Source organism: Roseomonas marmotae (genome assembly GCF_017654485.1).
GTDB lineage: Bacteria > Pseudomonadota > Alphaproteobacteria > Acetobacterales > Acetobacteraceae > Pseudoroseomonas > Pseudoroseomonas marmotae.
The window spans coordinates 3408044-3429679 of record NZ_CP061091.1 but is presented as its reverse complement, the minus strand read 5'-3'; the positions used below and the strand labels follow the sequence as shown (position 1 = coordinate 3429679).

The window sequence follows — 21636 nt, the reverse complement described above, 5'->3', positions numbered from 1 at the left end:
CCTCACATCCGGAACACGCCGAAGCGTGTCTCCTCGATCGGTGCGTTCAGGCTGGCGGAAAGGCCGAGCGCCAATACGCGCCGCGTATCCGCCGGGTCGATCACCCCGTCATCCCAGAGCCGGGCACTGGAATAGTAGGGATGGCCCTGGCGCTCATACTGCTCCCGGAGCGGCGCCTTGAAGGCTTCCTCCTCCTCCGCCGGCCACGTGCCGCCGCGGCCTTCGATGCCGTCGCGCCGCACCGTGGCCAATACGGAAGCCGCCTGCTCGCCGCCCATCACGCCGATGCGGGCATTGGGCCACATCCAGAGGAAGCGCGGGGAATAGGCGCGGCCGCACATGCCGTAATTGCCAGCGCCGAAACTGCCGCCGATGATGACGGTGAATTTCGGCACGGCTGCCGTGGCGACGGCGGTGACCATCTTAGCGCCATCCTTGGCGATGCCGCCGGCCTCGTATTTCCTGCCCACCATGAAGCCGGTGATATTCTGCAAAAAGACCAGCGGAATGCCGCGCTGCGCGCAAAGCTCGATGAAATGCGCGCCCTTCTGTGCCGATTCCGAAAACAGGATGCCGTTATTGGCGACGATGCCGACCGGGTAGCCCCAGATATGCGCGAAGCCGCAGACCAATGTGGGGCCATAGAGGCGCTTGAATTCGTCGAACTCGCTGCCATCCACAAGGCGCGCGATGACTTCCCGCACGTCATAAGGCGTGCGGCGGTCGGCCGGCACCACCGCGTAAAGCTCCTCCGCGTCGTAGAGCAGCGGCGCGGGCTGCCGCAGCGCCAGGGTCGGGGCCTTGGTGCCGTTCAGGCTGGCCACCACCCGGCGGGCGATGCCAAGGGCATGGGCATCATTCTCCGCGAAATGGTCGGTGACGCCGGAGATGCGGCTATGCACATCGGCGCCGCCCAGTTCCTCGGCGGAGACGATCTCGCCCGTCGCGGCCTTCACCAGCGGCGGGCCGGCGAGGAAGATGGTGCCCTGGTTGCGGACGATGATGCTTTCGTCGCACATCGCCGGCACATAGGCGCCGCCAGCGGTGCAACTGCCCATCACCACCGCGACCTGCGGGATGCCCCTGGCCGACATATTCGCCTGGTTGAAGAAGATGCGGCCGAAATGGTCCCGGTCGGGAAAGACCTCATCTTGGTTCGGCAGATTGGCGCCGCCGGAATCCACGAGGTAGATGCAGGGCAGGCGGTTCTGCCCGGCGATCTCCTGCGCGCGCAGGTGCTTCTTCACCGTCAGCGGGAAATAGGTGCCGCCCTTCACCGTGGCATCATTCGCCACGATCATGCATTCGCGGCCGGAAACGCGGCCGATGCCGGTGACGATGCCGGCCGAGGGAACCTCGCCGCCATACATCTCATGCGCGGCCATCTGCCCCACTTCCAGGAAAGGGGAGAGAGGGTCGATCAGCGCCCGGATGCGGTCGCGCGGCAACAGCTTGCCGCGCCCGAGATGCCGGTCCCGTGCGGCCTGGCCGCCGCCGAGGCGTATCAGTCCCGCCTGGGCGCGCAAGTCATCGACCAACGCGCGCATCTCGGCCGCATTCCGCGCGGCATCCGGGGAGCGGGCATCCAGGGCCGTTTGCAGCACCGCCATCAGTTCTTCTCCGCCATGACCGGCCGGGCGGGATCATGCGGGATCATCGCCGGATATGTCTGTCGATGACGCCCTGTCCCCAAGGCTTCGGGATTGCCCCGTCGGAATTCCGAACAGTGAAGCTCACGCCAAGGGCCAGCGGCCATGCGCCGGCCTGGCAGTCGGATCATGCCTCGGCGCTCGCGCCGCTTCTCGGGCCTGCCCACCGAAGAGCTCTTCCAGACGGTGTCTCCCGGCATCGTGGTGGCGGATTTCTGCATCACTTGACCCATTGCGGCTTCCTCCCGGCCTCAGGCTACTGCGCGGCGCGCCCCAGGTCTTGCAGGATCGTCTTCCAGGCCGCGCCCCATCTGCGGGCGAGCCGCTATCGGCCATCGGCGCCTTCCTGGCGCTGGTCGGCAGCATGCGGGGCGGCCACCTTCAGCGGCGCGTCCGCGGCCGTAAGCGCGTGAAGCGCGGCACCGCGACGGCGCCTTATGATGCAAGAGGAGAAAGGCAGTGGAGGCTCCGGCATCACCGCAGCCCGACCCCGGCCGGAAGCCGCGCAACGGCGGATGCGGGCACAGCCGATCCGTCGCGGCGGCTCCAGGGCCTGTAGGAAAGCCGTCGTCAACAGGACGACGCCGCGGGCCTGGAAGGCGCCGCGGCATCAGGCTCTGGCGGGCGTTTGCTCAGCCCTGCTGTTCGATACGGTCGTCATGCAGCACGGTGCTGGGGGTAGGCACGCTGGCCGCCTGGGCCACGGGCCGGCATCCGGCCGGCATGACCGCAGGTTCCTGCGCCCAGGCATGATTGTGCACCAGGCCGTCGTCGAAATTCTCTTCGGACATGACTGTTCTCCTCACTTCGCCGGCGCCATCTCGGGCACGGCAGGGGTGTCCTGGAACTGCGCGGTCTCGGTGCTGTGCGCCATGGCGGTGGTGCTGGAGCGGCCGCCGGAGGCAATGGTGGCCACCGCGTCGAAATAGCTGACGCCGACCTCGCGTTGGTGCCGCGTGGCGGTGTAGCCTTCGGCCTCCGCGGCGAACTCGGCTTGCTGCAACTCGGAGTAAGCCGCCATGCCGCGTTCCCTGTAGCCGCGTGCGAGCTGGAACATCGAATGGTTCAGGCTGTGGAAGCCGGCCAAGGTGATGAACTGGAACTTGTAGCCCATGGCGCCGATCTCGCGTTGGAACTTCGCCGCCGCCTCCTCGCCCATCTTCCGCTTCCAGTTGAAGGAAGGCGAGCAGTTATAGGCCAGCATCTTGCCCGGGAATTCCCGGTGGATGGCCTCCGCGAAGGCGCGGGCGTCATCCAGGTCGGGATCGGAGGTTTCCCACCACAGCAGGTCGGCATAGGGCGCATAGGCCAGCCCGCGTGCGATGGCATACTGCTTGCCGATACCAGGCTTGATGCGGAAGAAGCCCTCGGGCGTGCGCTCACCGCTGATGAAGGGATGGTCGCGCTCGTCCACGTCACTGGTCAGCAGCTGCGCGCTTTCCGCATCGGTGCGGCACAGCAGCACAGTGGGCACGCCTTCCACATCCGCGGCCAGCCGCGCGGCGTTCAGCGTGCGGATATGCTGCGAGATCGGCACCAGCACCTTGCCGCCGAGATGGCCGCACTTCTTCTCGCTGGCCAGCTGGTCCTCGAAATGCACGCCGGCGGCGCCGGCCTCGATCATGGCGCGCATCAGCTCATACGCATTCAGCGGGCCACCGAAGCCTGCCTCGGCATCGGCGATGATGGGCGCCATCCAGTGCGTGGTGTCGCCGGTATTTTCCAGATGTGCGATCTGGTCGGCGCGGCGCAGCGCGGCATTGATGCGGGTAATCACCCTGGGCACGGAGTCGACCGGGTAGAGCGACTGGTCCGGATACATCTGCCCGGCTGAATTGGCGTCGGCCGCGACCTGCCAGCCGGAGAGGTAAATGGCCTTCAGCCCCGCCTTCACCTGCTGTAGCGCCTGGTTGCCGGTCAATGCGCCCAGCGTGTTCACGAAAGGCTCCGTTTGCAGCAGATGCCACAGGCGGCGGGCGCCCATCTCGGCCAGCGTGTGCTTCACCCGGAACGACCCGGCCAGACGCTCCACCTCTTCAGGCGCATAGTCGCGCCGGATGCCGGCGAAACGCCCGGGCCCCGGCCCGGCGGCGATCCCATCAGGCAGCATGGTTGGGGTAGGGCGCATGGGCGTTCTCCTGTGGTTGTTTTCACGAGTCAAATATTCACATTGCACCCGCGTCCTGCACGGATCATTCTCTCTAAGTCATTGCAAAGTTGTGCGGTCTTTGACTGCGGAGACCTTCAATGTGTAAAGCCTGTAAATGTCCCGCCCACTGATCGGCCGCACGATCCGCCGGCTGCGGCAGGACAAAGGGCTGACCCAGCAGGCGCTGGCGCAGCGCCTTGGGATTTCCGGCAGCTACCTGAACCTGATCGAGGCCGACCAACGCGGCGTTACTGCCTCCCTTCTACTGAAGCTGGCGGCGATCCTGCAGGTCGAGCTCGCGACTCTTTCCGGCCAGTCCGAACGGCAACTCGAAGCCGGCCTGCGGGAAGTGATGACCGATCCGATGCTGGGGCTTGAAGCGGTGCCGGAGGCCGAGTTGCAGGCCATGGCCGGCAGCGCGCCCAATGCGTCCCGGGCGGTTCTGGCGCTCTACCGTGCCTGGCGTGTGGCGCGCGAGGATGCCAGCGGTCTGGCCCTGCCGAGCGGCCGCCGCCTGCAATTGCCGGCCGAGGAAGCGCGCGACTTCTTCCAGGACCGCGCCAATCATTTCCCGGCACTGGAAACCGTGGCAGAGCAGATCGGCGCCGAAATGGCCGCCACGCCGGCGGAACTGAACCACGCCATCGCGCAACGGCTGCGGCAGCGGCATGGCCTGGTGGTACGTGTCGGCGCACTGGAGGGCAGCCTGCGGCGCTTCGACCCTGCGGCGCGCCTGCTCGAACTGTCCGAATCCCTGCCGCGAGGCAGCCGAGGCTTTCAGATGGCCTTCCAGCTCATGCTGCTGGAAGCGCGCGGCGTCGTGGAGGAGGTGTTGGCCCCCGCCGCCCCGTCATCGGCTGAGGCGGCCGCATTGATCCGCATCGGCTTGCTGAACTATGGCGCCGCGGCGCTGCTGATGCCCTATGCGCCCTTCCTGGCCGCCGCGCGGGAACTCCGCCATGACCTCGACCGCCTCTGCGCCCGCTTCGGCCAGGGCTTCGAGCAGGTGACCCACCGCCTTTGCACGATGCAACGGGACGGCGAACGCGGCGTGCCCTTCTTTTTCCTCCGCACGGACACGGCGGGGAATGTGGACAAGCGCTTCTCAGCCGCCGGCTTTCCCTTCGCGCGATTCGGTGGTTCCTGCCCGCGCTGGCTGCCGCATATCACCTTCGCGAGCCCGGAAAGATTGCAGGTGCAGATCGCGGAACTCCCCGATGGCGCCAGCTTCCTCTGCTTCGCCCGCATGATCGCCGGTCCCGTGACCCGCTGGGGGGAGCCGGTGCCTACGCATGTGGTCACGCTCGGCTGCGACATCTCGCATGCGGGGGAAGTGGTCTACGCGGATGGAATGGACCTGGGGACATGCCGCGTCGGTATCGGCCTGTCCTGCCGCCTCTGCGAGCGCGCCGATTGCCGCAGCCGTGCCTTCCCGCCTCTCGAGCACCGGCTGAGCCTGGACCCGCATGAAGAGCGCATGGCGCCCTGGGCCTTCTCCGGTCGCCGGAAGGACGAACTCCAGCCCTGAGTCGCCGCCGGACTTCCCGAGGGGCCCGGCGGTCCGGTCCCGGAGCGGTCAGGGCTTCACCATCACCTTGATCGACCTGCGCTCGTTCATCGCCCTGTAGCCGTTGGGCACTTCCTCCAGCCCCATGATCTGATCAAAGACCTGGCCAGGCTCGATACGTCCGTCGAGCACATCCGGCAGCAGGTCGGCGATATAGGCTCGGACCGGAGCGGGGCCGCCGCCCACGCTGACGTTCTTGAAGAAGGCAGGGAGCGAGGAAGGGATCGCCTCGTAATGCGGCACGCCCACGCGGCCGATGGAGCCGCCCGGGCGCGCGATACCGACGGATGTGGTCATGGCCTGCTCGGTGCCCACGCATTCGAGGACTGAATGCGCCCCGAAGCCTCCGCTCAGCTCCATCACGCGCGCCACGGCCTCGTCGCCGCGCTCGCTCACCACATCGGTCGCGCCGAACTTCTTCGCGAGCGCGATCCGGTCCGCGTGATGGCCGAGGATGATGATACGCTCGGCCCCGAGCCGCTTTGCCGCGATGACGCCGCAAAGGCCCACGGCACCATCCCCGATGACCGCCGCGATCCGGCCCGGGCCGGCCTTGGCTACCACCGCCGCATGGTGGCCCGTCGCCATCACGTCCGAGAGCGTGAGCAGCGAGGGCATCAGCGCCTCGTCAGCGCCGACGCGCAGGGGGAACAATGTCCCGTCGGCCTGAGGCACGCGCAGCGCCTCCGCCTGCGCTCCTTCCATGTCGCCGCCATTGCCGAAGAAGCGGACATGGACGCAGGCGGTGTTCAGGCCCTCATGGCAGAACACGCAGGTTCCGTCGGAAGAAGTGAAGGGCATCACGACCACGTCACCGGCCTTCAGGGTGGCGACGTCGGAGCCCACAGCCTCGACGATGCCGATGGCCTCATGCCCCATGCGTTGCGGCGGGCCGCCAGGTTCCTTCAGATTGTAAGGCCACAGGTCGCTGCCGCAGATGCAGGCGCGCATGACGCGGACGAGTGCGTCGGTCGGGTCCCTGAGGCTGGCATCGGGGAGGTTCTCGATGCGGACGTCGCCCGCCGCATGCATGACGGTGGCACGCATGGTGGTCTACTCCTTCAGGTGAGGATCGATCCTCGGGGCCGCCGGAGACCGTATTCCCGAACGCCGATGCTCACGACTAGCGCTCTTCCCAAGGGATGCGCGATAAACGAAGTCGCGAGACCTGCGCGAGGTTCCGTCAATGCCGATCCCAGTCTGAAGGCGGGAGGCTGAATGGTGATGAACAAGGTTCCGGGATTTTACTGGATATGACTGGAGTTGATCGGCTTGATTGTTTCCCGGGAGTGCGGGATGACTTGTCTGCGCGATACCGTCAGGCTTGATGATATCCTCTGGTTGGCGTGGGTCACGGCGTTACATGGATTGCGTGGCGCATTCTGCTGACAGGATTACCGTCAGGCTCAAGATTCAAAACTCCCTTGGAGAAAGAAGAGGATCTCTGGAAGCGCTGGTCCGGCTGTCTTGTGAGTTATGGTGGGAGGACCGGTCAGGCTGTCCCGAACCAGATGATGATCGGTAGTGCCTGCCTGCGTCAGGCGAACTCCAGCTGGCTCCAGGCCGTGTCTCGGCGGAAAGCCGGTTGAGGCATCGTGCCGGGTATGGGCGGGGAAGGTCTGCTTCACGCCGGTGGCAGGTGGCCAGCCGCCGCGTGGATGATGCTTGCCTCGCGGTGTGAAGCCAAATCATGGCTCGCTCCGATATTTGCCCTAACACGATCAGCAAGGCCTTCGGCTGGCCGTCAATGCCGGGATGACAGGGAAGTCGGACATGGAAAAGGCGGCGATGCGGCGCTCGATGGTCAGGGCGTTCGGCGGGCCGGAGCAACTGACGGTCGAGCCGGCCGACGAGGCTCTGGAACCGGGGACGGGAGAGCTGCTGGTCGATGTAGAGGCCGCGGGAGTGAACTACCTCGACGTCATGCACCGCCAGGGTCTCGGCAAGCTCCCGCTGCCCTTTACGCCGGGCATGGAGGGCGTCGGGCGGGTGCGCGGGATCGGCAAAGGGACCGGTAACGCCAGTGCCGTATCGGTCGGGCAGCGGGTGGCGTGGATCAATCTGCGCGGATCCTACGCGAGCCAGCTGCTGATCCCGGTCGAGCAGGCCATCCCGGTGCCCGATGCCTTCACAGTCTCTCAGGCGCTGCTCTTCCAGGCCATGACGGCCCAGTATCTGGTCAGCGAGTATCGGGACGTGCGGCCCGGCGACCGCGTCCTGGTTCATGCGGCGGCAGGCGGGGTCGGGCAACTCCTGGTGCAATGGCTGAAGCACCTGGGGGCCTGGGTGGTCGGCACCACCTCCAGCAAAGCCAAGGCGGCGGTGGCGCGCGCCGCCGGAGCCGACGCCGTCATCAACTACGGCCGTGACTATGACTTTCTCGACGAGTTGCGGGTGCTGACGGATGGCCGGGGGGTGGACCTGGCATTCGATTCGATCGGCGCGGCGACGCTGGCCGCGACGTTGAAAGGGCTGGCAAAGGGTGGGACGGCCGTGTCATTCGGCTCGGCATCGGGTCCGCCCTCCATCGTCAACCCGTTGGAGCTGATCAATCCTTGCATCCGTGTCGCGGGTGGGTCGGTGTTCAGCTACGTGGCGGACCCCGCCGAGCTCCAGCGGCGCGCGGCGGTTGTCGTGGAGGCCATCCGCGCGGGCTGGCTCCGTATCCCCGAAGGCACGGCCTATGATCTCGGCCAGGCCAGCGATGCCCATCGCGACATCGAAGGGCGCGGCGTGAAGGGCAAGCTGTACCTGACGCCTTAGCGGGCCCCATCAGCGGGATCGTCAGGAAGTGCGTCTCCATGACCTGCGGTGCAGGAAGGCCATGCTCGCCAGCCCGACACACGCCAGCTGGGCCGCCATGAGGAGGAAGGCCAGGTCGTAGCTGCCACTCCAGCTTACCAGCAGGGTGAAGGCCAGTGGCCCGGAGACCGATCCGACGAAGCCGAAGAGGCTGGCGGCGGAGGTCACGTCGCTGACCAGGTGCAGCGGCGCGACACGCGCCAGTTCCGCGATATGCACGCCGTTCCAGCCGATGGCGGTGAAGCCCACCAGCGCCGCGCAGCCATAAAGCGCCCATCGGCCATGGTCGCCGGTCATGACCAGCAGCGTCACCGCCATGGCCGAGGCGACGGCCTGCAAGGCCAGATGCGGCAGGGCGCGGCCCATGCGGTCGGCGACCCAGCCCAGGAAGATGCGCCCGAACATGCTGGCACCCTGCATCAGCGCCACGATCCGCCCGGCCTCGGCCAGGGAGGCGCCATGGCGGGTGACCGCATAGGTGGCGGTAAAGGCCATCAGGCAGGCCTGCATGATCGAGAAGGAGATGCCGAGGGCGGTCAGCAGGGGCAGGGAGGGATGCGCACGCAGGGTGCTGACCGAGCGCGCCAGCGCCGCCGGGGACAGCAGCGCGCCTGCCCAGCCGGGCTGGCCCCCCTTCCTCTCGCCATCCAGCCGGCGGCGGAAGGGCTGCACCACCAGGATGCTGAGCACCGTCAGCGCAATGACGACCCCGAGCGCGACAGACAGGCCCTTCGCCAGCACCAGCGGCGCCAGCACCAGCCCCGCCAGGGCGCCACCCAGGGGAACGCCCGCCTGCTTGATCGAAAAGATCAGCGTGCGGTGGCGGGGAGGGGCCGCACGGATCAGGATCTGGCTGCCCGCCGGCGTATTGGGGCCTGACCCGAAGCCGATCGCCAGGGCGCCGAGCAGGCCTATCAGCCCCAGCGGCTGTGACAGCAGGAGGAGGCCGAGCGCCATCAAGGCCAGGCCGATCTGCAATGTGCGGATCGGCCCATGATGGGCGAGCATCGGGCCGCCGCAGGCCAGGCACCAGCAGATACCGGCCGATGCCATGGCGGAGACGAGGCCGATGCCCTCGGGCGGCAGGCCGGCGCGGTCCATCAGCGGCGGACCTAGCAGTGGGATGGCAAGGCTGGCGAAGGAGCTGACGGTCTGGACAATCAGGGTCGCGACCAGGGCGCTGACCCACAAAGGCAATCTCAACTTCGGTTTCCGCCCTTTCGCCGCCCGGTTCCGTATGCGCCCGGGCCTTCGCGGTAATTGTGCCGCATGCGTGGCGAATTGCCCAGGTGGCGCCGCCCCGTTTCCCGGGCCATGGATATCCGCCCGGGGAGAACGGTGCCCTGCGCGGCAGGGGGCAAGCGGGCGGCAGGGGCGGGGCCCGCGAAGGCTTCCCGCCCCGCCCGCTCCTGGTCTAGCGCTGTTGGGGCGCGGCCGTGATGGGCGCGGTGCCGAGCGCGGCGGGGCCGCCATTCACCGGCAGGCTCCGGCCGATGGGCTGGAGCGTGTCGCCATCGACGCGGTAGATGCCGATCTGCCGGTCCGCCATATTGCCGATCAGCAGCGTGCGGCCATCCCGGGAGAAGGCCATGCCCTGCACCCAGTCGCCCGCGGGCGCCTCGGCCACCACGCGCAGGCGGCCGCCCTCCACCTTCAGTAGCTTCACCATGGCTGGGGCACGCAGCGGGTCCGACGGCGCCCGGCTGGAGCCGTTGTGGATCACCGTCACGGCATGGACCCCGTCGGGGCTGGCCATCACCCCTTCCGGCGTCGGGCCGACCGCGATGGTGTCGGTGGTGCGGAAGGGCTCGCGCGACACGTCCACCAGGCTGACCGTGTCCATGTCGGCGGTGTTGTTGGCGCTGCGCCCGACATTGCCGACCACCGCCCAGCCGGCTGGGGAGACGGAGACCGAGTAGGGCCGGACGCCGGCCGTGATGTCACGGTCCAGCTTGGTCACCGTGTCGCCCTCGACCCGAAGCACGGAGACGATGCTGTCATTGTCGCGTGTCACCAGGGCATGCCGGCCATCAGGCGTGAAGGCGATGCCGGAAACCCCGGTCGTGGCCGCGCCGATCGGCACGGTGCCGGCGGGCGTGACCCGGTTGCCGGCAAGGCGCAGGACCGAGACGGTGCCGCCATTGCGGTTGGCCACCAGCGCCATGGTGCCGGCCGGGTTGAGGGCGATGCCGGACGGGCCCGCGCCGACCTCCAGCGTGTCCAGCACGCGCGGCGGCGATGCCTTCAGGTCGATCACGGAAACCCGGTTGTCCGGCACCGTCTTGCTGGGGTCCGAGGGGTCGATCTTCTCGGCCGAGGTCGCCAGCGCCAGGCTCTCATCGGGTGTCACGGCGATCGAATTCGGCGGGCCGACCACGGAATGCGGCGCCTGGACCTCTCCCACCAGCCGGGGCTCGCCATTGGCGAAGTCGATCACCGCCAGGGTATCGGGCTTCGGGTCGCGGACCACGGTGTTCACGCCATTGACCAGCGCCCGCTTGTTGTCGTTGCCGGAGACGGCGATCTCGGCCGAGGCCTGCGCGGCAAGGGCCAGCGCCAGCGCCGTCCCGGCCAGGAAGGCTGCTTTCTGCATCACGTTCGTCCCTGATGAGCTTCGAGAGGGATCTCCGTCCCCATCGCAGTCTCGTCCTGGCTCGTGCCTGGCAGCAAGCGTTCTGACTTCACAATGAACGGCCCTTGCCGGAGGGCGCCATCCGGCCAGGGCACTGGGCTTCGCCGGATGGGGGGCGCACGCGCCCATCACATGGCGGGGCGGGTCAGTCCGCCTGGACGTTGGCCTTGCGGATCAGGTCACCCCATCGGGTCCGCTCGCTGGCGATGAGCCTGGCGAAGTCCTCGGGCGTGCCGGGGGAGAAGAGGGCGCCTTCCGCTTCCAGCCTGGCCTTGAGGGCGGGCTCCTGAAGGATGCGGATGCTGGTGGTGTTGAGCTGCTCCACGATGTCGCGCGGCATGCCCGCCGGGCCGACCACACCATACCACTGCACCGCGTCAAAGCCGGGCAGGCCGGCCTCGGCGATGGTCGGGATCTCCGGCGCGCTGGTCAGCCGCTGCAGGCTGGAGACGCCGAGCGCGCGTACCTGCCCGGCCCGGACCGGCGGCAGGATCGGCGGGCCGCCGGTCATGGTCAGGTTGATCTGCCCGGAGATCAGGTCGTTCATCATGGGGCCGGTGCCCTTGTAGGGCACATGGGTCATCTCGATGCCGGCGGCGGTGTTGAAGGCGACCATGGCGATATGCGCGGCACTGCCATTGCCGCCGGAGCCATAGGTCAGGCTTCCCGGCTTCTCCTTGGCCAGCCGGATCAGCGAGGCCACGTCCTTGACCTCGGCGACCTTCGGATTGACCACCAGGATATTCGGTACCGTGGCCACCAGCACGATGGGCTGGAAGGAGGTGACGGTATCGAAGGTCAGATTGGAATAGAGCGAGGGATTCACGGCCAGGGTGCCGATATGCCCCATCATCAGCGTATAGCCGTCGGCCGGGGCGCGGGCGACCAGCTCGCTGCCCACCGTGCCGCCGGCGCCGCCGCGGTTCTCCACGACAAAGGTCTGGCCCAGTTCCTCCGTCAGGCGCTGGGAGATGGCACGGGCCAGGATGTCCGTGGAGCCGCCGGGCGTGAAGGGCACAATGACCCGCACCGGCCGGTCCTTCGGCCAGGCTGAGGCGGCGCGCGCGGTCCGGCCCAGGAACGGCGCCGGCAACAGCGCGGCGGCGGCAGCCTGTAACAGGCTCCGGCGCCGGGATAACGGGATCTGGCTTTTCACCTTGGTGTTTCCTTCCCTTGGCGGGGGCCGCGGCGCGGTCCCCCGGTGGCAGTCAGCTCTCCAGCCGCTCGACGTAGCGCAGCCCCGCCTTCTCCAGCGCCGGCCGCATGTCATAGAGGTCAAGCCCCAGCACGCCGGCCGCCAGCTTGGCACGCTTCCCGGCCTCATTGGCCTGGCGTTTCTCGGCGGCGGCGAGGGTGGTGGCGATATCGGCGGCGGGCACCACCACCACGCCATCGTCATCCGCCACCACCACATCGCCAGGACGGACCGAGACGCCCGCGCAGACGACGGGGATGTTCACCGAGCCCAGGGTGGCCTTGACCGTGCCACGGGCCGAGATGGCGCGCGACCAGACCGGGAAGCCCATCTCCCGCAGGGAGGCGACATCGCGCACGCCGGCATCGATCACCAGCCCGCGCACGCCGCGCGCCTGCAGCGACGTGGCCAGCAGGTCGCCGAACATGCCGTCCGTATTGTCGGTGGTGCAGGCGACCACGAGGATATCGCCTTCCCGGCACTGTTCGACGGCGACATGGATCATCCAGTTGTCGCCCGGCTGCGCCAGCACGGTCACGACGCTGCCGGCCACCGAGGTGCCCGGCCAGGCCGGGCGCATATAAGGCTTCATGAGGTTGGGCGCGCGGCCCGAGGCCTCATGCGTGGTGGAGACGCCAAGACCCGCGAAACGGTCGATCAGCGCCAGATCGGCGCGCGGGTTGTGGGTGACGACGACGGGATTCACGCCAGCACCTCCACCGCATCCGGGAAGATGGTCTGATAGGCTTCGCCATAGGTCATCGGCTTGCCGGAATTGCGGCCGCCCTGCATGCCCCGGTTCAGCGCCACGCGCTCATAATAGTGCCAGAGGTGCTTCTGGGCGGGGAGCTGCTCGAAGGCCTTCCACTTCGTCTCCCAGACCTCGGTGATGTTGAGGATGCGGTTGGGCTTGAAGTTGCACTGCTCGGGCTGGTGTGGCTCGAACTGGAAGACCTGCGGGGCGGAATAGGTGACGCCGCCGGGGCCGGGCTTGTGGCCGGCGGCCTGGGCGACGATCCGCGCTTCCTGCGCGATGCGCGAGGCTTCCGGGTGGTCCACGTTATAGGGATCGGCCACCGCATGGGTCAGCACGAAGGAGGGCCTCACCTCGCGATAGATGTCGATCAGCCGGTCCATCATCGCGTCGGTGATGCGCAGCGGATAGTCGCCGGCATCGAAGAACTCGATCTCTGCGCCCAGCACCTCGGCGGCGGCCTCGGCCTCGGCGCGGCGGCCGGCCTTGCAGGCTTCCAGCGTCATGCCCGGCTGCTTCCAGGCGCCCTGGCTCTCGCCCCGCTCGCCATAGGACATGCAGACGATCTTCATGCGGTAGCCGAGCTTCGCGTGCAGCGCGATGGCGCCGCCGGCGCGCCAGACGAAGTCACCGGGATGGGCCGTGACGACAAGGCCGGATTTCTGCGTGCCGGACATGGCAACCTCTCTCAGCGCGCCCAGTACAGGCGGTCGGGGTTATCGATCAGGATCTTGCGGCGGGCGGCCTCGTCCTCGACGGCCAGCGCCAGGAGGTCCACGAGGTCGCCGTCATTCGGCATGTCGCCGCTGATGTTCGGATGCGGGAAGTCGGTGCCCCAGAGCGTGCGGTCCGGCGCCACCTCGGCCAGCCTGCGGGCGAAGGGGATGGCGTCGTGGAAGGGCGCGCCGGCAGAGGAGACGCGCTCCGGCCCGCAGATCTTCACCCAGGCAAGCTCGTTCCGCATCAACTCCAGCAGCCGGCGGAAGGGCTCCTGCTCCAGCCCGTACTTCGCCTGAACACGGCCCATATGGTCGATGACGAAGGGCACCTTGATGCGCGAGATGCGCCCGGCATGTTCCAGGATATCGCTGGCATCGAGATGCAGCACGACATGCCAGCCCAGCGGCTGGATCCGGTCGAGGACGCGGTCGAACACCTCCAGATCCGGCGTGCCGCCGAGATGCCTGACGAAGTTGAAGCGCACGCCGCGCACGCCGCCGCGGTCCAGCTCCTGCAGCTGAGCCTCGGTGATGCTGCCATCGACGATGGCGACGCCGCGATAGGCGCCTTCGCTGCGGGCGATGGCGTCGATCATGGCGGCATTGTCGGTGCCGTGGCAGCTGGCCTGCACGATCACCGCGCGCTCCACGCCGATGGCGGCATGCACGCGGCGCAGATCCTCCACCGGCGCATCCGGCGGGGTGTAGCTGCGATTCGGCGCGTAGGGGAATTTGTCAGCCGGGCCGAAGACATGGCAATGCGCGTCACAGGCGCCCGCGGGCAGCTTATAGGCCGGCGTCTTCGGGTTCGGGTCGGGGGCCTTGCAGGTCTTCATCGTCGCTGCCCTTTGCTTACTGCTTCTCGATTCCGGCGCGCTCGATCACGGCGCGCCACTTCTCCGCCTCGCTGGTCAGCAGCCGGCCCAGCGCGGCGGAGTCGTCGGCCTTGGCCTCCACGCCCGCTTCCAGCAGCTTGCCGCGGATGGCCGGGTCGGCCAGCACGGCGTTCATCTCCCGGTTGATCAGCGCGATCACCGGTGCCGGCGTGCGGGCGGGCGCCACCACGGCGTTCCAGGAGCTGACGTCGAAATCCGCGAGGCCCGCTTCCCGCAGCGCCGGCACATCCGGCAGATTGGCGGCGCGGCTGGCGGAGGTGACGGCGACGGCGCGCAGCGAGCCGTCGCGGATCTGACCGGTGATGGGCGCCACGATCTCGAAAGCCGCTGTCACGTCGCCGCGCAGCAGCGCTGTCAACAGGGCCGGGGTGCCGTTGAACGGCACCGTCACGGCCTCGACCCCCGCCGTGGTCTTGAACAGCTCGGCCGCCAGGTTCTGCGTGCTGCCGACGCTGATGGTGCCGATATTGGTGCTGGTCGGATCCTTCTTCAGCTGGGCGATCAGGTCCTGCGCCGTGCGGATCGGCGAATTGGGCGCCACCAGGATGGCGATGGCGAAGGTGCCCATCAGCCCGACCGGCGCGAAGTCGCGGATCGGGTCGAAGGGCAGGGAGCGGAAGAGCGAGGCGCTGATGGCATGCGCGTTGGTCGCTACCATCAGGGTGGAGCCATCGGCCGGGGAGGAGATCAGCGCCTGCCCGGCGACGATGCCGCCGGCGCCCGGGCGGTTCTCGATCACCACCGGCTGCTTCAGCCGTTCGGAAAGGCCCTGGCCCACCGTGCGCGCCGTCAGGTCCGCCACGCCCCCGGCGGCATTGGGGACGATCAGGCGGATGGGCTTGTCGGGCAGGGTGGCCTGCCCCTGCGCCCTGGCGGCATTCCAGGGCGCCGTGAGAGCCATGGCGGCAAGCCCACCCAGGCGCAGGGTTTCGCGGCGTCCAAGGGACATGATGGAACCTCCTGTGGCGGCCACCTCGTTGCGTCGGGTGGCCTTGGCTGCGTGACGTTTACTCGGCGGCGGCGCGGGGCGGGGTGGCGGCGGCGATGCCGTCCAGCAGCTCGTCCAGATCGGTCGTGGCCAGCTGCGCCTTGGACATCGCCCGCCCGCGTGCGGCGGCCCAGTCCTGCCGTTCGGCGATGGGGGCGCTCAGCAGCGGGTCGATGCCTGCCTCCTGCACGGTGCGCGCGACCTCGCGCATTTCTTCCGCGCGGCGCTTGCCATGGATCAGCGCGCGGCTGATGACGTAGCGCGCCAGCCCGCGCCAATCCTGATGCGGCAGGGTGTCGGAGAGGGAGCGCAGCACCTCCTGCTCCACGCCGTAATGGCGCGCGGCCAGCATGCATTCGGTGGTCAGCGCCTCCAGCCCCTTCACCATGACGCTGCGGCACATCTTCACCGAGGAAGCCTTGCCGATGGGGCCGGGGAAGATGGTCAGGTCCATCCCGAACGGTGCCATCAGCGCCTTGAAGGCCTCGGCATCCGGGCCGCCCAGCAGGATGGGGGAGCGCAGGCCCTTGGGCGGCACGCTGGCCATCACGGCCGCCTCCACATAGCGGCCGCCGGCGGCCTGCACGGCCTGCGCGGCCGCCTGCTTGGTGGCGGGGGAGACGGAATTCACATCCACCACGAAGGGCGCGTGGCCCAGGCCGCCGGCCAGCGACTGCGCCGCCGCCAGGGCCGAGCCGGCGGTGACGGGGACGAAGACCACATCGGCCGCCGCCGCCGCCGCAGGCGCGCTGTCATGCACGGTGGCGCCGGCCTCGGCCGCTCGGCCGCGCGCCGCCTCGGCGATATCATAGGCATGGATCTCCCCGGCGCCGCGCGCGCGCAGGTCCCGGGCGAAGATGCCGCCCACCTCGCCGAAGCCGATGATGGCGAAGCGTGTCATGGCCTGTCTCCTTCCTTATTCCACGCTCGCCGGCAGGCCGTCCCAGGCCTCGTCGGGCGTCAGGGGGCGCGGCAGCATGTCCTGCTGATCCATGTATCGAAGGGCGAGTTCCAGCACAGGCCGCATCTCCGCGCGGCTGGCGGGCAGGGGGCCGTATGCACCCGGCGGCAGGGTGGAGGCCGCCTGCCGCATCATCCGCAGCAGCTCCGCCACCAGTTCCGGCCGCTGCTCCGCGAGGTCGCGGGAGACGGTGAGGACGTGGTTGGCCGGCACGATCCGGTGCCGCTGCCAGAAGGCGGCGGAGGCGGCATCGGGGTCCGCGTAGACGGTGCGGAGGCCCGGGTCGTCCGGCAGGTCATTGCCGACGATCACCGCATCCAGCGCGCCTTCGCGCAGCATGGCCATCATGTCCTGGCCGGGGGCCGCGCGTTCCGCCCAGGGCGGATCGGCGATGCCGGAGACATGCGCGTCCTCGAAAGTGATCCAGCGGCATTCGGCAGGGGCGGGGCCGCCATTCTCGGCGATGATGCCGCGCAGCCACATGCCGGTGGTCTGGCTATAGGCGCGGACGCCGATGCGCCGCCCGGCGAGGTCCGCCGGGCCGCGGATGTCGCTGCCGGCGCGGCAGAGCAGCGCGGACTGCTGGAAGCGCGCGGCCAGCACCACCGGCAGCAGCACCAGCGGCCGTTCCATGGCGCGGGCCTGCAGGAAGGTGGCGATGGCCATCTCGGAAACGTCGAAGCGCCCCTCCCGTACCATGGGCGCGAAGGCGCGGCTGATGACGGGGATGTCGGCGAAATCCAGCCGCAGCAGGGGCGAGGTGACCTGCCCCTCCTTCAGCGCGCGGGTGCGTGGATAGGTGCCCATGGCCGTCCGCAGGACGGCAGGCTGGCCTTGTTCCGCCATGCCTCAGGCCCGTCCCGGCTGGCCTGGCGCCCATGCGGAGATGCCGCGACGATCGAAGAAAGCTGCCATCCTGCCTGCTCCCCGCTCCGGAGTTCAGCACGGAAGCGCAACGCGGGTCTCGCGGTGGCGTCCTGCCGTCAGGCGCAGACTAGACTCCTCGTGGCCTCCGGGTCTTATTGCTTTCCCCGGCTGACTTATAACCATTGGTTATAGAAGCAAGGCCACGTTCCCCGATTTCGGCGATATGTGCGCGAAGGGCGGTGACGAAGGCATGGCCGGCCGGCGGCAGCGGGCGGTTGGGTGGCAGGATGATGCCGGCGGGGCGGCGCGCCGCCTTCGCGGCCAGCGGCACCACCCGCAGGGTACCGCGCAGCAGGTCGCCCGCCATCATCAGCCTGGGCATGGCCGAGATCATGTCCGTGCCGTGCAGCATCTCCCGGATGAAGCCGTATGAGCTGGAGCGGAGGGAGCTGGCCGGCGTCAGCGCCAGCAGGGCCAGGAAGGCGTCGATCTCCTGCCCCACGCGCTGGCTGACGGTGGGCAGCACCAGGTCATAATGCCTCAGCGCGTCGACGGGAATGCGGGGAAGACGGAAGATCGGGTGGTCGATCCGCGCCAGGACGGAGATCGGCTCCTCCCAGAGCGGCTCGCGCAGGAAGCCATCCGGCAGGGCGGGCTCGTAGAGGCGGCCGACGATCATGTCGATCTCCCCCGAGGCGAGCTTGGGCAGCAGGTCCTCCGTCCGTCCCTGCTCCAGCCGCACCCGCAGATGCGGATGCTGCGCCTTCAGCAGGGTCAGTGCCCCCGGCAGCACGCCCGTGGCCGCCACCGGCAGCGTGCCGAGCGCGACGGTGCCGCCGTCGGGCCCGGCAAGGCGGTCCAGCTCCTCGTCCAGCCGGCGGATTTCCGCGAGGATGCGGCGGCTGGACTGGACGAAAAGCTCGCCGGCCTCCGTCGGGCGCATGCCGCGTGGCAGGCGGTCGAAGAGGCGCTGCTGCAGGATGTCTTCCAGTTCCTGCAGCGTCTTGCTCAGCGCGGGCTGGGTGATGCCGAGGGCGGCGGAGGCCTTCAGCAGGCTGTGCTGCGCGACGATCGCCTCCACCGCCCGGAGGTGGTGCAGCTTCAGCCGCTGGTCGAGATAGCGTCGGGTCGCCATGTCCGGCCTTCGCGTCATCCGGGCAGCCGGGCCTTCCGCCGGAAGCCCGGTGCCTTGAGCAAGGCTGCCGGGCTTCTGGCCCTCATGCGGAGCTTGCTCAACGTCATGCGTGTCTTTGGCCCGGTGGGGATCGCCGAAGGCTGGCGGGGAGGCGAGGGCCGACAATCTGGCACCCGCCTTTCCCGCCATCAAGCCACCCGCTGCCTTGCCTGATGGCGCGAGGCGATGCGCGCCGTATCCAGCCCGCGACGGGGCGCTTTTCCGCCCGCGGAACGGCCATCCGTCTTCCCGGGTTTGTCAGGAGTGGCGGCGCCCCGCGGCCCTGGCGCGGAACCCGCCATCCCGTCTATCCCTCCCGCACTGGCCCGGGCCGGGCATGTCGCGCTCCCCCGGACAGGGCCGCGCCGGGAGGTGGCGGCGTCTTGCCGTGATGACGGACCGAATTTCGATGTGGCAGCGATCAAGAGCCTGATGCCGACGCCCAGCCCACGCTTCCTTCCTGACCTCGCGAGCCCTCCCATCCCGCTGGCGGACCGGCGGGCATGAGCGGGAAGGCCCCGAAGGCCGCCAGCCCGAAGCCCAGCCCCAGGACCGCGCGCCAGCCCAAGCCTCCAGCCAAGCCGCGCAAGGCCGCTGCCGCCAGGCGCCCGAGGAAGGCGCCGAAACTGACCGCCAGGCAGGCCCGGGAAGCGGAGGCCCGTCGCGCCGCGCGGCGCCGGTTCTGGCTGGGCATTGGCGACTACGCCCTGGGCCTGGCGATGCTGGCCGGGGCCTTGTGGTGGCTGGCGAATTTCCTGGGGCGGACCTGAGCAGCGCGCAATTCATGGAATGTACATTGCTGGGTAGAAAGCTGGAGCAGAGGCTCCGGGCGTGCCTGCCCGTCCCAGATTGCCGAGGCCAACCGATGACTGCCGTGATTCTGCCCTTCATCCGCCCCGCTGCCCGCGCCCTGAGCAACCGGCCGAAACCCGCCATCACGCCCGCTGAGCAGCAGGAGGCCCGGAACTGGGCGCAGGGGCTTGGGCCGCAGTGGCAGGTGGATCTGGCCACGGGCGGCCCCGATGTGGCGCTGAGCATCCGCACGCCCCGCTGCGATGCGCCGGCCCCTGCGGAGGATGAACCCTGCCAGCCCTGGATCCTCGCCCGGAACGACAATGGCTTCGTCATCCTGGAGGATGGCTGGCTGGAGCGTGGAACCTTCGCCACCCTGACCGCCGCGCTGGCGCGGATCCTGGTGCTGGAAACCCGCCTGGCGGCGGCGGGATAAGCCGGCCGTCCGCCGCCCCGTTTGGGAAAATGGGCCCGGCTCCGCGCGGCGGCGGGCCGGGCGCGCGGCGTCAGGCTTCCGCGTTCTCCAGGCACCAGGCGGCGACCTCGGCATGGGTCGCGAACCAGCAGTCGCCCTTCGCCCTGGCGGCGGCGATCACTTGCTCCAGCACGGGCATGCGGCTGCGGTGGCCGATATGGTGCGGGTGCATCGTCAGCAGAAAGAGGCCACCCTCGGCATAGGCGCCCTCGAACTCCGCCAGGAAGATCTCGGCGACGCTCGACGGCGGCGTATAGGGCCGCAGCCCGCCAAAGCGGTTCATGTTGAAATAGACGGCGTCGTCGCGCACCCATTCCGGCGGCAGCTCGACGATGCCGGTGGGCTCGCCATTGGCGTTCAGCTCATAAGGCTCGTCATCGGCCATCAGGCTGCTGTCATAGAGCAGCCCCATCTCCCGGATGATGTCCAGCGTGCGCAGGGAGAAATCCCAGCTCGCCGTGCGCATGCCCACCGGGCGCTGGCCGGAGACCTTCTCCAGCATATCGGCGGCGCGGAAGGCGAGGTCGCGCTCGACCTCGTAGGGCAGCAGCGTGTTGCGCTCATGGATCCAGGAATGGATGCCGATCTCATGTCCTTCCTCGGCCACGCCGCGCACCTCCTCCGGATGCAGCAGGGCGGAGACGGCGGGATAGAAGAAGGTGGCGCGCACATTCTCCCGCGCCAGCAGCCTGCGGATGCGCGGCATCGCCGCCCGCGAGCCGTACTGGCCCTGGCTGATGCGCATCGGGCTCTCGTCGGCATCCCGCAGCGGGATGGTCTCGTGGTCCGCGTCGAAGGAGAGCGCCACGGCGCAGCGTGCTCCACCCGGCCAGCTGCGGGGATGCAGGCTGCGGCCGGCGCGCGCGCGCTCGACGATGTCGCGCCAGGTCGGCTCCTGCCATGTCCAGGGTTCGCCGGCGGGGTGCTTGGTCGTCTCGTTCATCGGCTGTGTTCCTGGAGTGTCGTTACGATTGGGCGGCGAGGCTGAGCGCGTCGGCGGCCTCCGGGCCAATCTCGCGGCGGCCCTGCTCGATCTCGCTGATCAGTTCGGCCAGCTTGTCGGCGATGGGCGTGGCCAGCCCGTGGCCGCGCGCGGCGGCCCGCACCGGGGCGAGCTGCGCCACGACATCGGTCTGCCGCTTGCGAATGGCCAGGTCGCGCCAGACGCCGCTGCGCGGCTTGGCGGAGCCGCGGTTGAAGGCGATCATCCGCTGCATGGACGCCTCGATGGCCGCTTCGTCCCGCTGCATGAAGGCGATGGGGTCGAAGCCGTCGAAGCCCAGCGGCGTGACCCCCTCGGCCGCCGCCACCGCCAGGATTTCCTGCACCAGCCGCAGGATCAGCACGCGGCGCTCGGGCGCCGCAATGAAATCGGCGATGGTGTCATTGGTCAGGGCCGAGGCCTTCAGGATGGCGCCATAGCCCCCCTTGCCCCAGAGGTAGCCGAAGACATTGTCGCTGAGCACGGCGTCTTCGTCGAAGTCCCGCAGCATGCGGTGCAGGGCTTCCAGCCGGGGCGTGCGGCTGCCATCCATCTCCCCCACCACCACCGCGCCGCGCTTGGCGTAGCTGATATGGCCGGGGGCCATGTAGTCGGCATAGAAATTGACGAAGGCGCCGATGGTGCGCTGGCGGCCGACGATCTCGGCGATCGTCAGCTCGTTCAATCCGTTCTGGCAGGAGACCACCGCGCCATCCTCGGCCAGGTGCGGCAGCAGGGCGCGGGTCGCGGCCTCCGTGTGATGCGCCTTGACGGCGAGGATGATCAGCTTGTGCCGGCCCTTCACCTGTTCCGGCAACGCGGCCGGACCGCCGATGGTGAAATCCACCACCGGCCCCTCGATCCGCAGCTTTCCGGCGGAAATGGCCTCCACATGCTCGGGCACCACATCCACGAACAGCACGTCATGCCCGGCGCGGCGGAGGCAGGCGCCGATCGTGCCGCCGATCGCTCCCGAACCCCAGATGACCACTGACTCCATCGTCCATCCTTCCGCGTCTGAAATTTCCGCGCCC

Annotated in this window: 20 protein-coding genes; 4 read left to right on the top strand and 16 right to left on the bottom strand. The window is 68.9% G+C overall.

The genetic code is table 11. The features are described from left to right. Positions 1–2 precede the first annotated feature (2 nt). The 3 genes from IAI58_RS16200 to aceA all read right to left on the bottom strand — a co-directional run bounded on the left by IAI58_RS16200 (position 3) and on the right by aceA (position 3777). Positions 3–1610: a carboxyl transferase domain-containing protein gene (locus IAI58_RS16200; protein WP_207444840.1), complete on the bottom strand. Its 1608-nt coding sequence runs from the start codon at positions 1608–1610 to the stop codon at positions 3–5. A gap of 671 nt (positions 1611–2281) precedes the next feature. Next, positions 2282–2440, bottom strand: coding sequence for a hypothetical protein (locus IAI58_RS16195; protein ID WP_207444841.1), 159 nt, complete (start codon positions 2438–2440; stop codon positions 2282–2284). An 11-nt stretch (positions 2441–2451) separates the two neighbouring features. Then, complete coding sequence (gene aceA, locus IAI58_RS16190) at positions 2452–3777, bottom strand: isocitrate lyase (protein WP_207444842.1); 1326 nt, start codon at positions 3775–3777, stop codon at positions 2452–2454. A gap of 136 nt (positions 3778–3913) precedes the next feature. Here aceA and IAI58_RS16185 point away from each other — a divergent pair, with 136 nt between their 5' ends. Next, the gene (locus IAI58_RS16185; protein WP_207444843.1) at positions 3914–5326 is read left to right on the top strand and encodes a helix-turn-helix domain-containing protein; all 1413 of its coding nucleotides are present in this window, start codon (positions 3914–3916) and stop codon (positions 5324–5326) included. 48 nt (positions 5327–5374) lie between these two features. On the opposite strand, the gene IAI58_RS16180 is transcribed toward IAI58_RS16185, so the two are convergent. Continuing rightward, positions 5375–6412 carry a zinc-dependent alcohol dehydrogenase family protein gene (locus IAI58_RS16180; protein WP_207444844.1) on the bottom strand — a complete coding sequence of 346 codons (1038 nt, stop codon included), beginning with the start codon at positions 6410–6412 and terminating at the stop codon, positions 5375–5377. A gap of 726 nt (positions 6413–7138) precedes the next feature. Between IAI58_RS16180 and IAI58_RS16175 the strand changes: the two genes are divergently transcribed. Next, positions 7139–8128, top strand: a complete 990-nt coding sequence (locus IAI58_RS16175) for a quinone oxidoreductase family protein (protein ID WP_207444845.1) — start codon at positions 7139–7141, stop codon at positions 8126–8128. Positions 8129–8149: 21 nt separating this feature from the next. On the opposite strand, the gene IAI58_RS16170 is transcribed toward IAI58_RS16175, so the two are convergent. From IAI58_RS16170 to IAI58_RS16125, 10 genes are all read right to left on the bottom strand, one after another. Then, positions 8150–9370: an MFS transporter gene (locus tag IAI58_RS16170; protein ID WP_207444846.1), complete on the bottom strand. Its 1221-nt coding sequence runs from the start codon at positions 9368–9370 to the stop codon at positions 8150–8152. A gap of 211 nt (positions 9371–9581) precedes the next feature. Beyond that, the gene (locus IAI58_RS16165; protein ID WP_207444847.1) at positions 9582–10760 is read right to left on the bottom strand and encodes a lactonase family protein; all 1179 of its coding nucleotides are present in this window, start codon (positions 10758–10760) and stop codon (positions 9582–9584) included. Between the two features lie 184 nt (positions 10761–10944). Next, positions 10945–11955, bottom strand: coding sequence for a Bug family tripartite tricarboxylate transporter substrate binding protein (locus IAI58_RS16160; protein ID WP_237182877.1), 1011 nt, complete (start codon positions 11953–11955; stop codon positions 10945–10947). Positions 11956–12007: 52 nt separating this feature from the next. Then, positions 12008–12700 (bottom strand): 4-carboxy-4-hydroxy-2-oxoadipate aldolase/oxaloacetate decarboxylase, encoded by a 693-nt coding sequence (locus IAI58_RS16155; RefSeq protein ID WP_207444849.1) that lies wholly within the window; start codon positions 12698–12700, stop codon positions 12008–12010. Then, positions 12697–13425 (bottom strand): PIG-L deacetylase family protein, encoded by a 729-nt coding sequence (locus tag IAI58_RS16150; RefSeq protein ID WP_207444850.1) that lies wholly within the window; start codon positions 13423–13425, stop codon positions 12697–12699. The genes IAI58_RS16155 and IAI58_RS16150 overlap by 4 nt, the downstream gene beginning before the upstream one ends. A gap of 11 nt (positions 13426–13436) precedes the next feature. Continuing rightward, entirely contained in the window at positions 13437–14303 is an 867-nt protein-coding gene (locus tag IAI58_RS16145; protein ID WP_208775995.1) for an amidohydrolase family protein, read from the bottom strand. A 16-nt stretch (positions 14304–14319) separates the two neighbouring features. Beyond that, positions 14320–15312 (bottom strand): Bug family tripartite tricarboxylate transporter substrate binding protein, encoded by a 993-nt coding sequence (locus tag IAI58_RS16140; RefSeq protein WP_207444852.1) that lies wholly within the window; start codon positions 15310–15312, stop codon positions 14320–14322. 58 nt (positions 15313–15370) lie between these two features. Beyond that, positions 15371–16252, bottom strand: a complete 882-nt coding sequence (locus IAI58_RS16135) for an NAD(P)-dependent oxidoreductase (protein WP_208775994.1) — start codon at positions 16250–16252, stop codon at positions 15371–15373. Between the two features lie 15 nt (positions 16253–16267). Continuing rightward, on the bottom strand, positions 16268–17158 hold the full coding sequence (locus IAI58_RS16130; RefSeq protein WP_207444854.1) for an ABC transporter substrate-binding protein: 891 nt from the start codon (positions 17156–17158) through the stop codon (positions 16268–16270). A 148-nt stretch (positions 17159–17306) separates the two neighbouring features. Continuing rightward, positions 17307–18314: a LysR family transcriptional regulator gene (locus IAI58_RS16125; protein ID WP_207444855.1), complete on the bottom strand. Its 1008-nt coding sequence runs from the start codon at positions 18312–18314 to the stop codon at positions 17307–17309. Between the two features lie 542 nt (positions 18315–18856). On the opposite strand from IAI58_RS16125, the gene IAI58_RS16120 reads away from it, so the two are divergent. Beyond that, a complete protein-coding gene (locus tag IAI58_RS16120) occupies positions 18857–19123 on the top strand; it encodes a hypothetical protein (RefSeq protein WP_207444856.1) in 267 nt (88 codons plus the stop codon). 95 nt (positions 19124–19218) lie between these two features. Then, positions 19219–19581: a hypothetical protein gene (locus IAI58_RS16115; protein ID WP_207444857.1), complete on the top strand. Its 363-nt coding sequence runs from the start codon at positions 19219–19221 to the stop codon at positions 19579–19581. A 70-nt stretch (positions 19582–19651) separates the two neighbouring features. On the opposite strand, the gene IAI58_RS16110 is transcribed toward IAI58_RS16115, so the two are convergent. Together IAI58_RS16110 and IAI58_RS16105 are read right to left on the bottom strand one after the other, a co-directional pair. Next, on the bottom strand, positions 19652–20563 hold the full coding sequence (locus IAI58_RS16110; RefSeq protein WP_207444858.1) for a polysaccharide deacetylase family protein: 912 nt from the start codon (positions 20561–20563) through the stop codon (positions 19652–19654). 22 nt (positions 20564–20585) lie between these two features. Then, positions 20586–21602 carry a ketopantoate reductase family protein gene (locus IAI58_RS16105; protein ID WP_207444859.1) on the bottom strand — a complete coding sequence of 339 codons (1017 nt, stop codon included), beginning with the start codon at positions 21600–21602 and terminating at the stop codon, positions 20586–20588. Positions 21603–21636 lie beyond the last annotated feature (34 nt).

What these genes read in the sequence shown, in the direction of transcription:
- IAI58_RS16200 (WP_207444840.1), bottom strand. Translation starts at nt 1,610, where the DNA reads ATGGCGGTGCTGCAAACGGCCCTGGATGCCCGCTCCCCGGATGCCGCG.
- IAI58_RS16195 (WP_207444841.1), bottom strand. Translation starts at nt 2,440, where the DNA reads ATGTCCGAAGAGAATTTCGACGACGGCCTGGTGCACAATCATGCCTGG.
- aceA (WP_207444842.1), bottom strand. Translation starts at nt 3,777, where the DNA reads ATGCGCCCTACCCCAACCATGCTGCCTGATGGGATCGCCGCCGGGCCG.
- IAI58_RS16185 (WP_207444843.1), top strand. Translation starts at nt 3,914, where the DNA reads ATGTCCCGCCCACTGATCGGCCGCACGATCCGCCGGCTGCGGCAGGAC.
- IAI58_RS16180 (WP_207444844.1), bottom strand. Translation starts at nt 6,412, where the DNA reads ATGCGTGCCACCGTCATGCATGCGGCGGGCGACGTCCGCATCGAGAAC.
- IAI58_RS16175 (WP_207444845.1), top strand. Translation starts at nt 7,139, where the DNA reads ATGGAAAAGGCGGCGATGCGGCGCTCGATGGTCAGGGCGTTCGGCGGG.
- IAI58_RS16165 (WP_207444847.1), bottom strand. Translation starts at nt 10,760, where the DNA reads ATGCAGAAAGCAGCCTTCCTGGCCGGGACGGCGCTGGCGCTGGCCCTT.
- IAI58_RS16150 (WP_207444850.1), bottom strand. Translation starts at nt 13,425, where the DNA reads ATGTCCGGCACGCAGAAATCCGGCCTTGTCGTCACGGCCCATCCCGGT.
- IAI58_RS16145 (WP_208775995.1), bottom strand. Translation starts at nt 14,303, where the DNA reads ATGAAGACCTGCAAGGCCCCCGACCCGAACCCGAAGACGCCGGCCTAT.
- IAI58_RS16140 (WP_207444852.1), bottom strand. Translation starts at nt 15,312, where the DNA reads ATGTCCCTTGGACGCCGCGAAACCCTGCGCCTGGGTGGGCTTGCCGCC.
- IAI58_RS16135 (WP_208775994.1), bottom strand. Translation starts at nt 16,252, where the DNA reads ATGACACGCTTCGCCATCATCGGCTTCGGCGAGGTGGGCGGCATCTTC.
- IAI58_RS16130 (WP_207444854.1), bottom strand. Translation starts at nt 17,158, where the DNA reads ATGGCGGAACAAGGCCAGCCTGCCGTCCTGCGGACGGCCATGGGCACC.
- IAI58_RS16125 (WP_207444855.1), bottom strand. Translation starts at nt 18,314, where the DNA reads ATGGCGACCCGACGCTATCTCGACCAGCGGCTGAAGCTGCACCACCTC.
- IAI58_RS16120 (WP_207444856.1), top strand. Translation starts at nt 18,857, where the DNA reads ATGAGCGGGAAGGCCCCGAAGGCCGCCAGCCCGAAGCCCAGCCCCAGG.
- IAI58_RS16115 (WP_207444857.1), top strand. Translation starts at nt 19,219, where the DNA reads ATGACTGCCGTGATTCTGCCCTTCATCCGCCCCGCTGCCCGCGCCCTG.
- IAI58_RS16110 (WP_207444858.1), bottom strand. Translation starts at nt 20,563, where the DNA reads ATGAACGAGACGACCAAGCACCCCGCCGGCGAACCCTGGACATGGCAG.
- IAI58_RS16105 (WP_207444859.1), bottom strand. Translation starts at nt 21,602, where the DNA reads ATGGAGTCAGTGGTCATCTGGGGTTCGGGAGCGATCGGCGGCACGATC.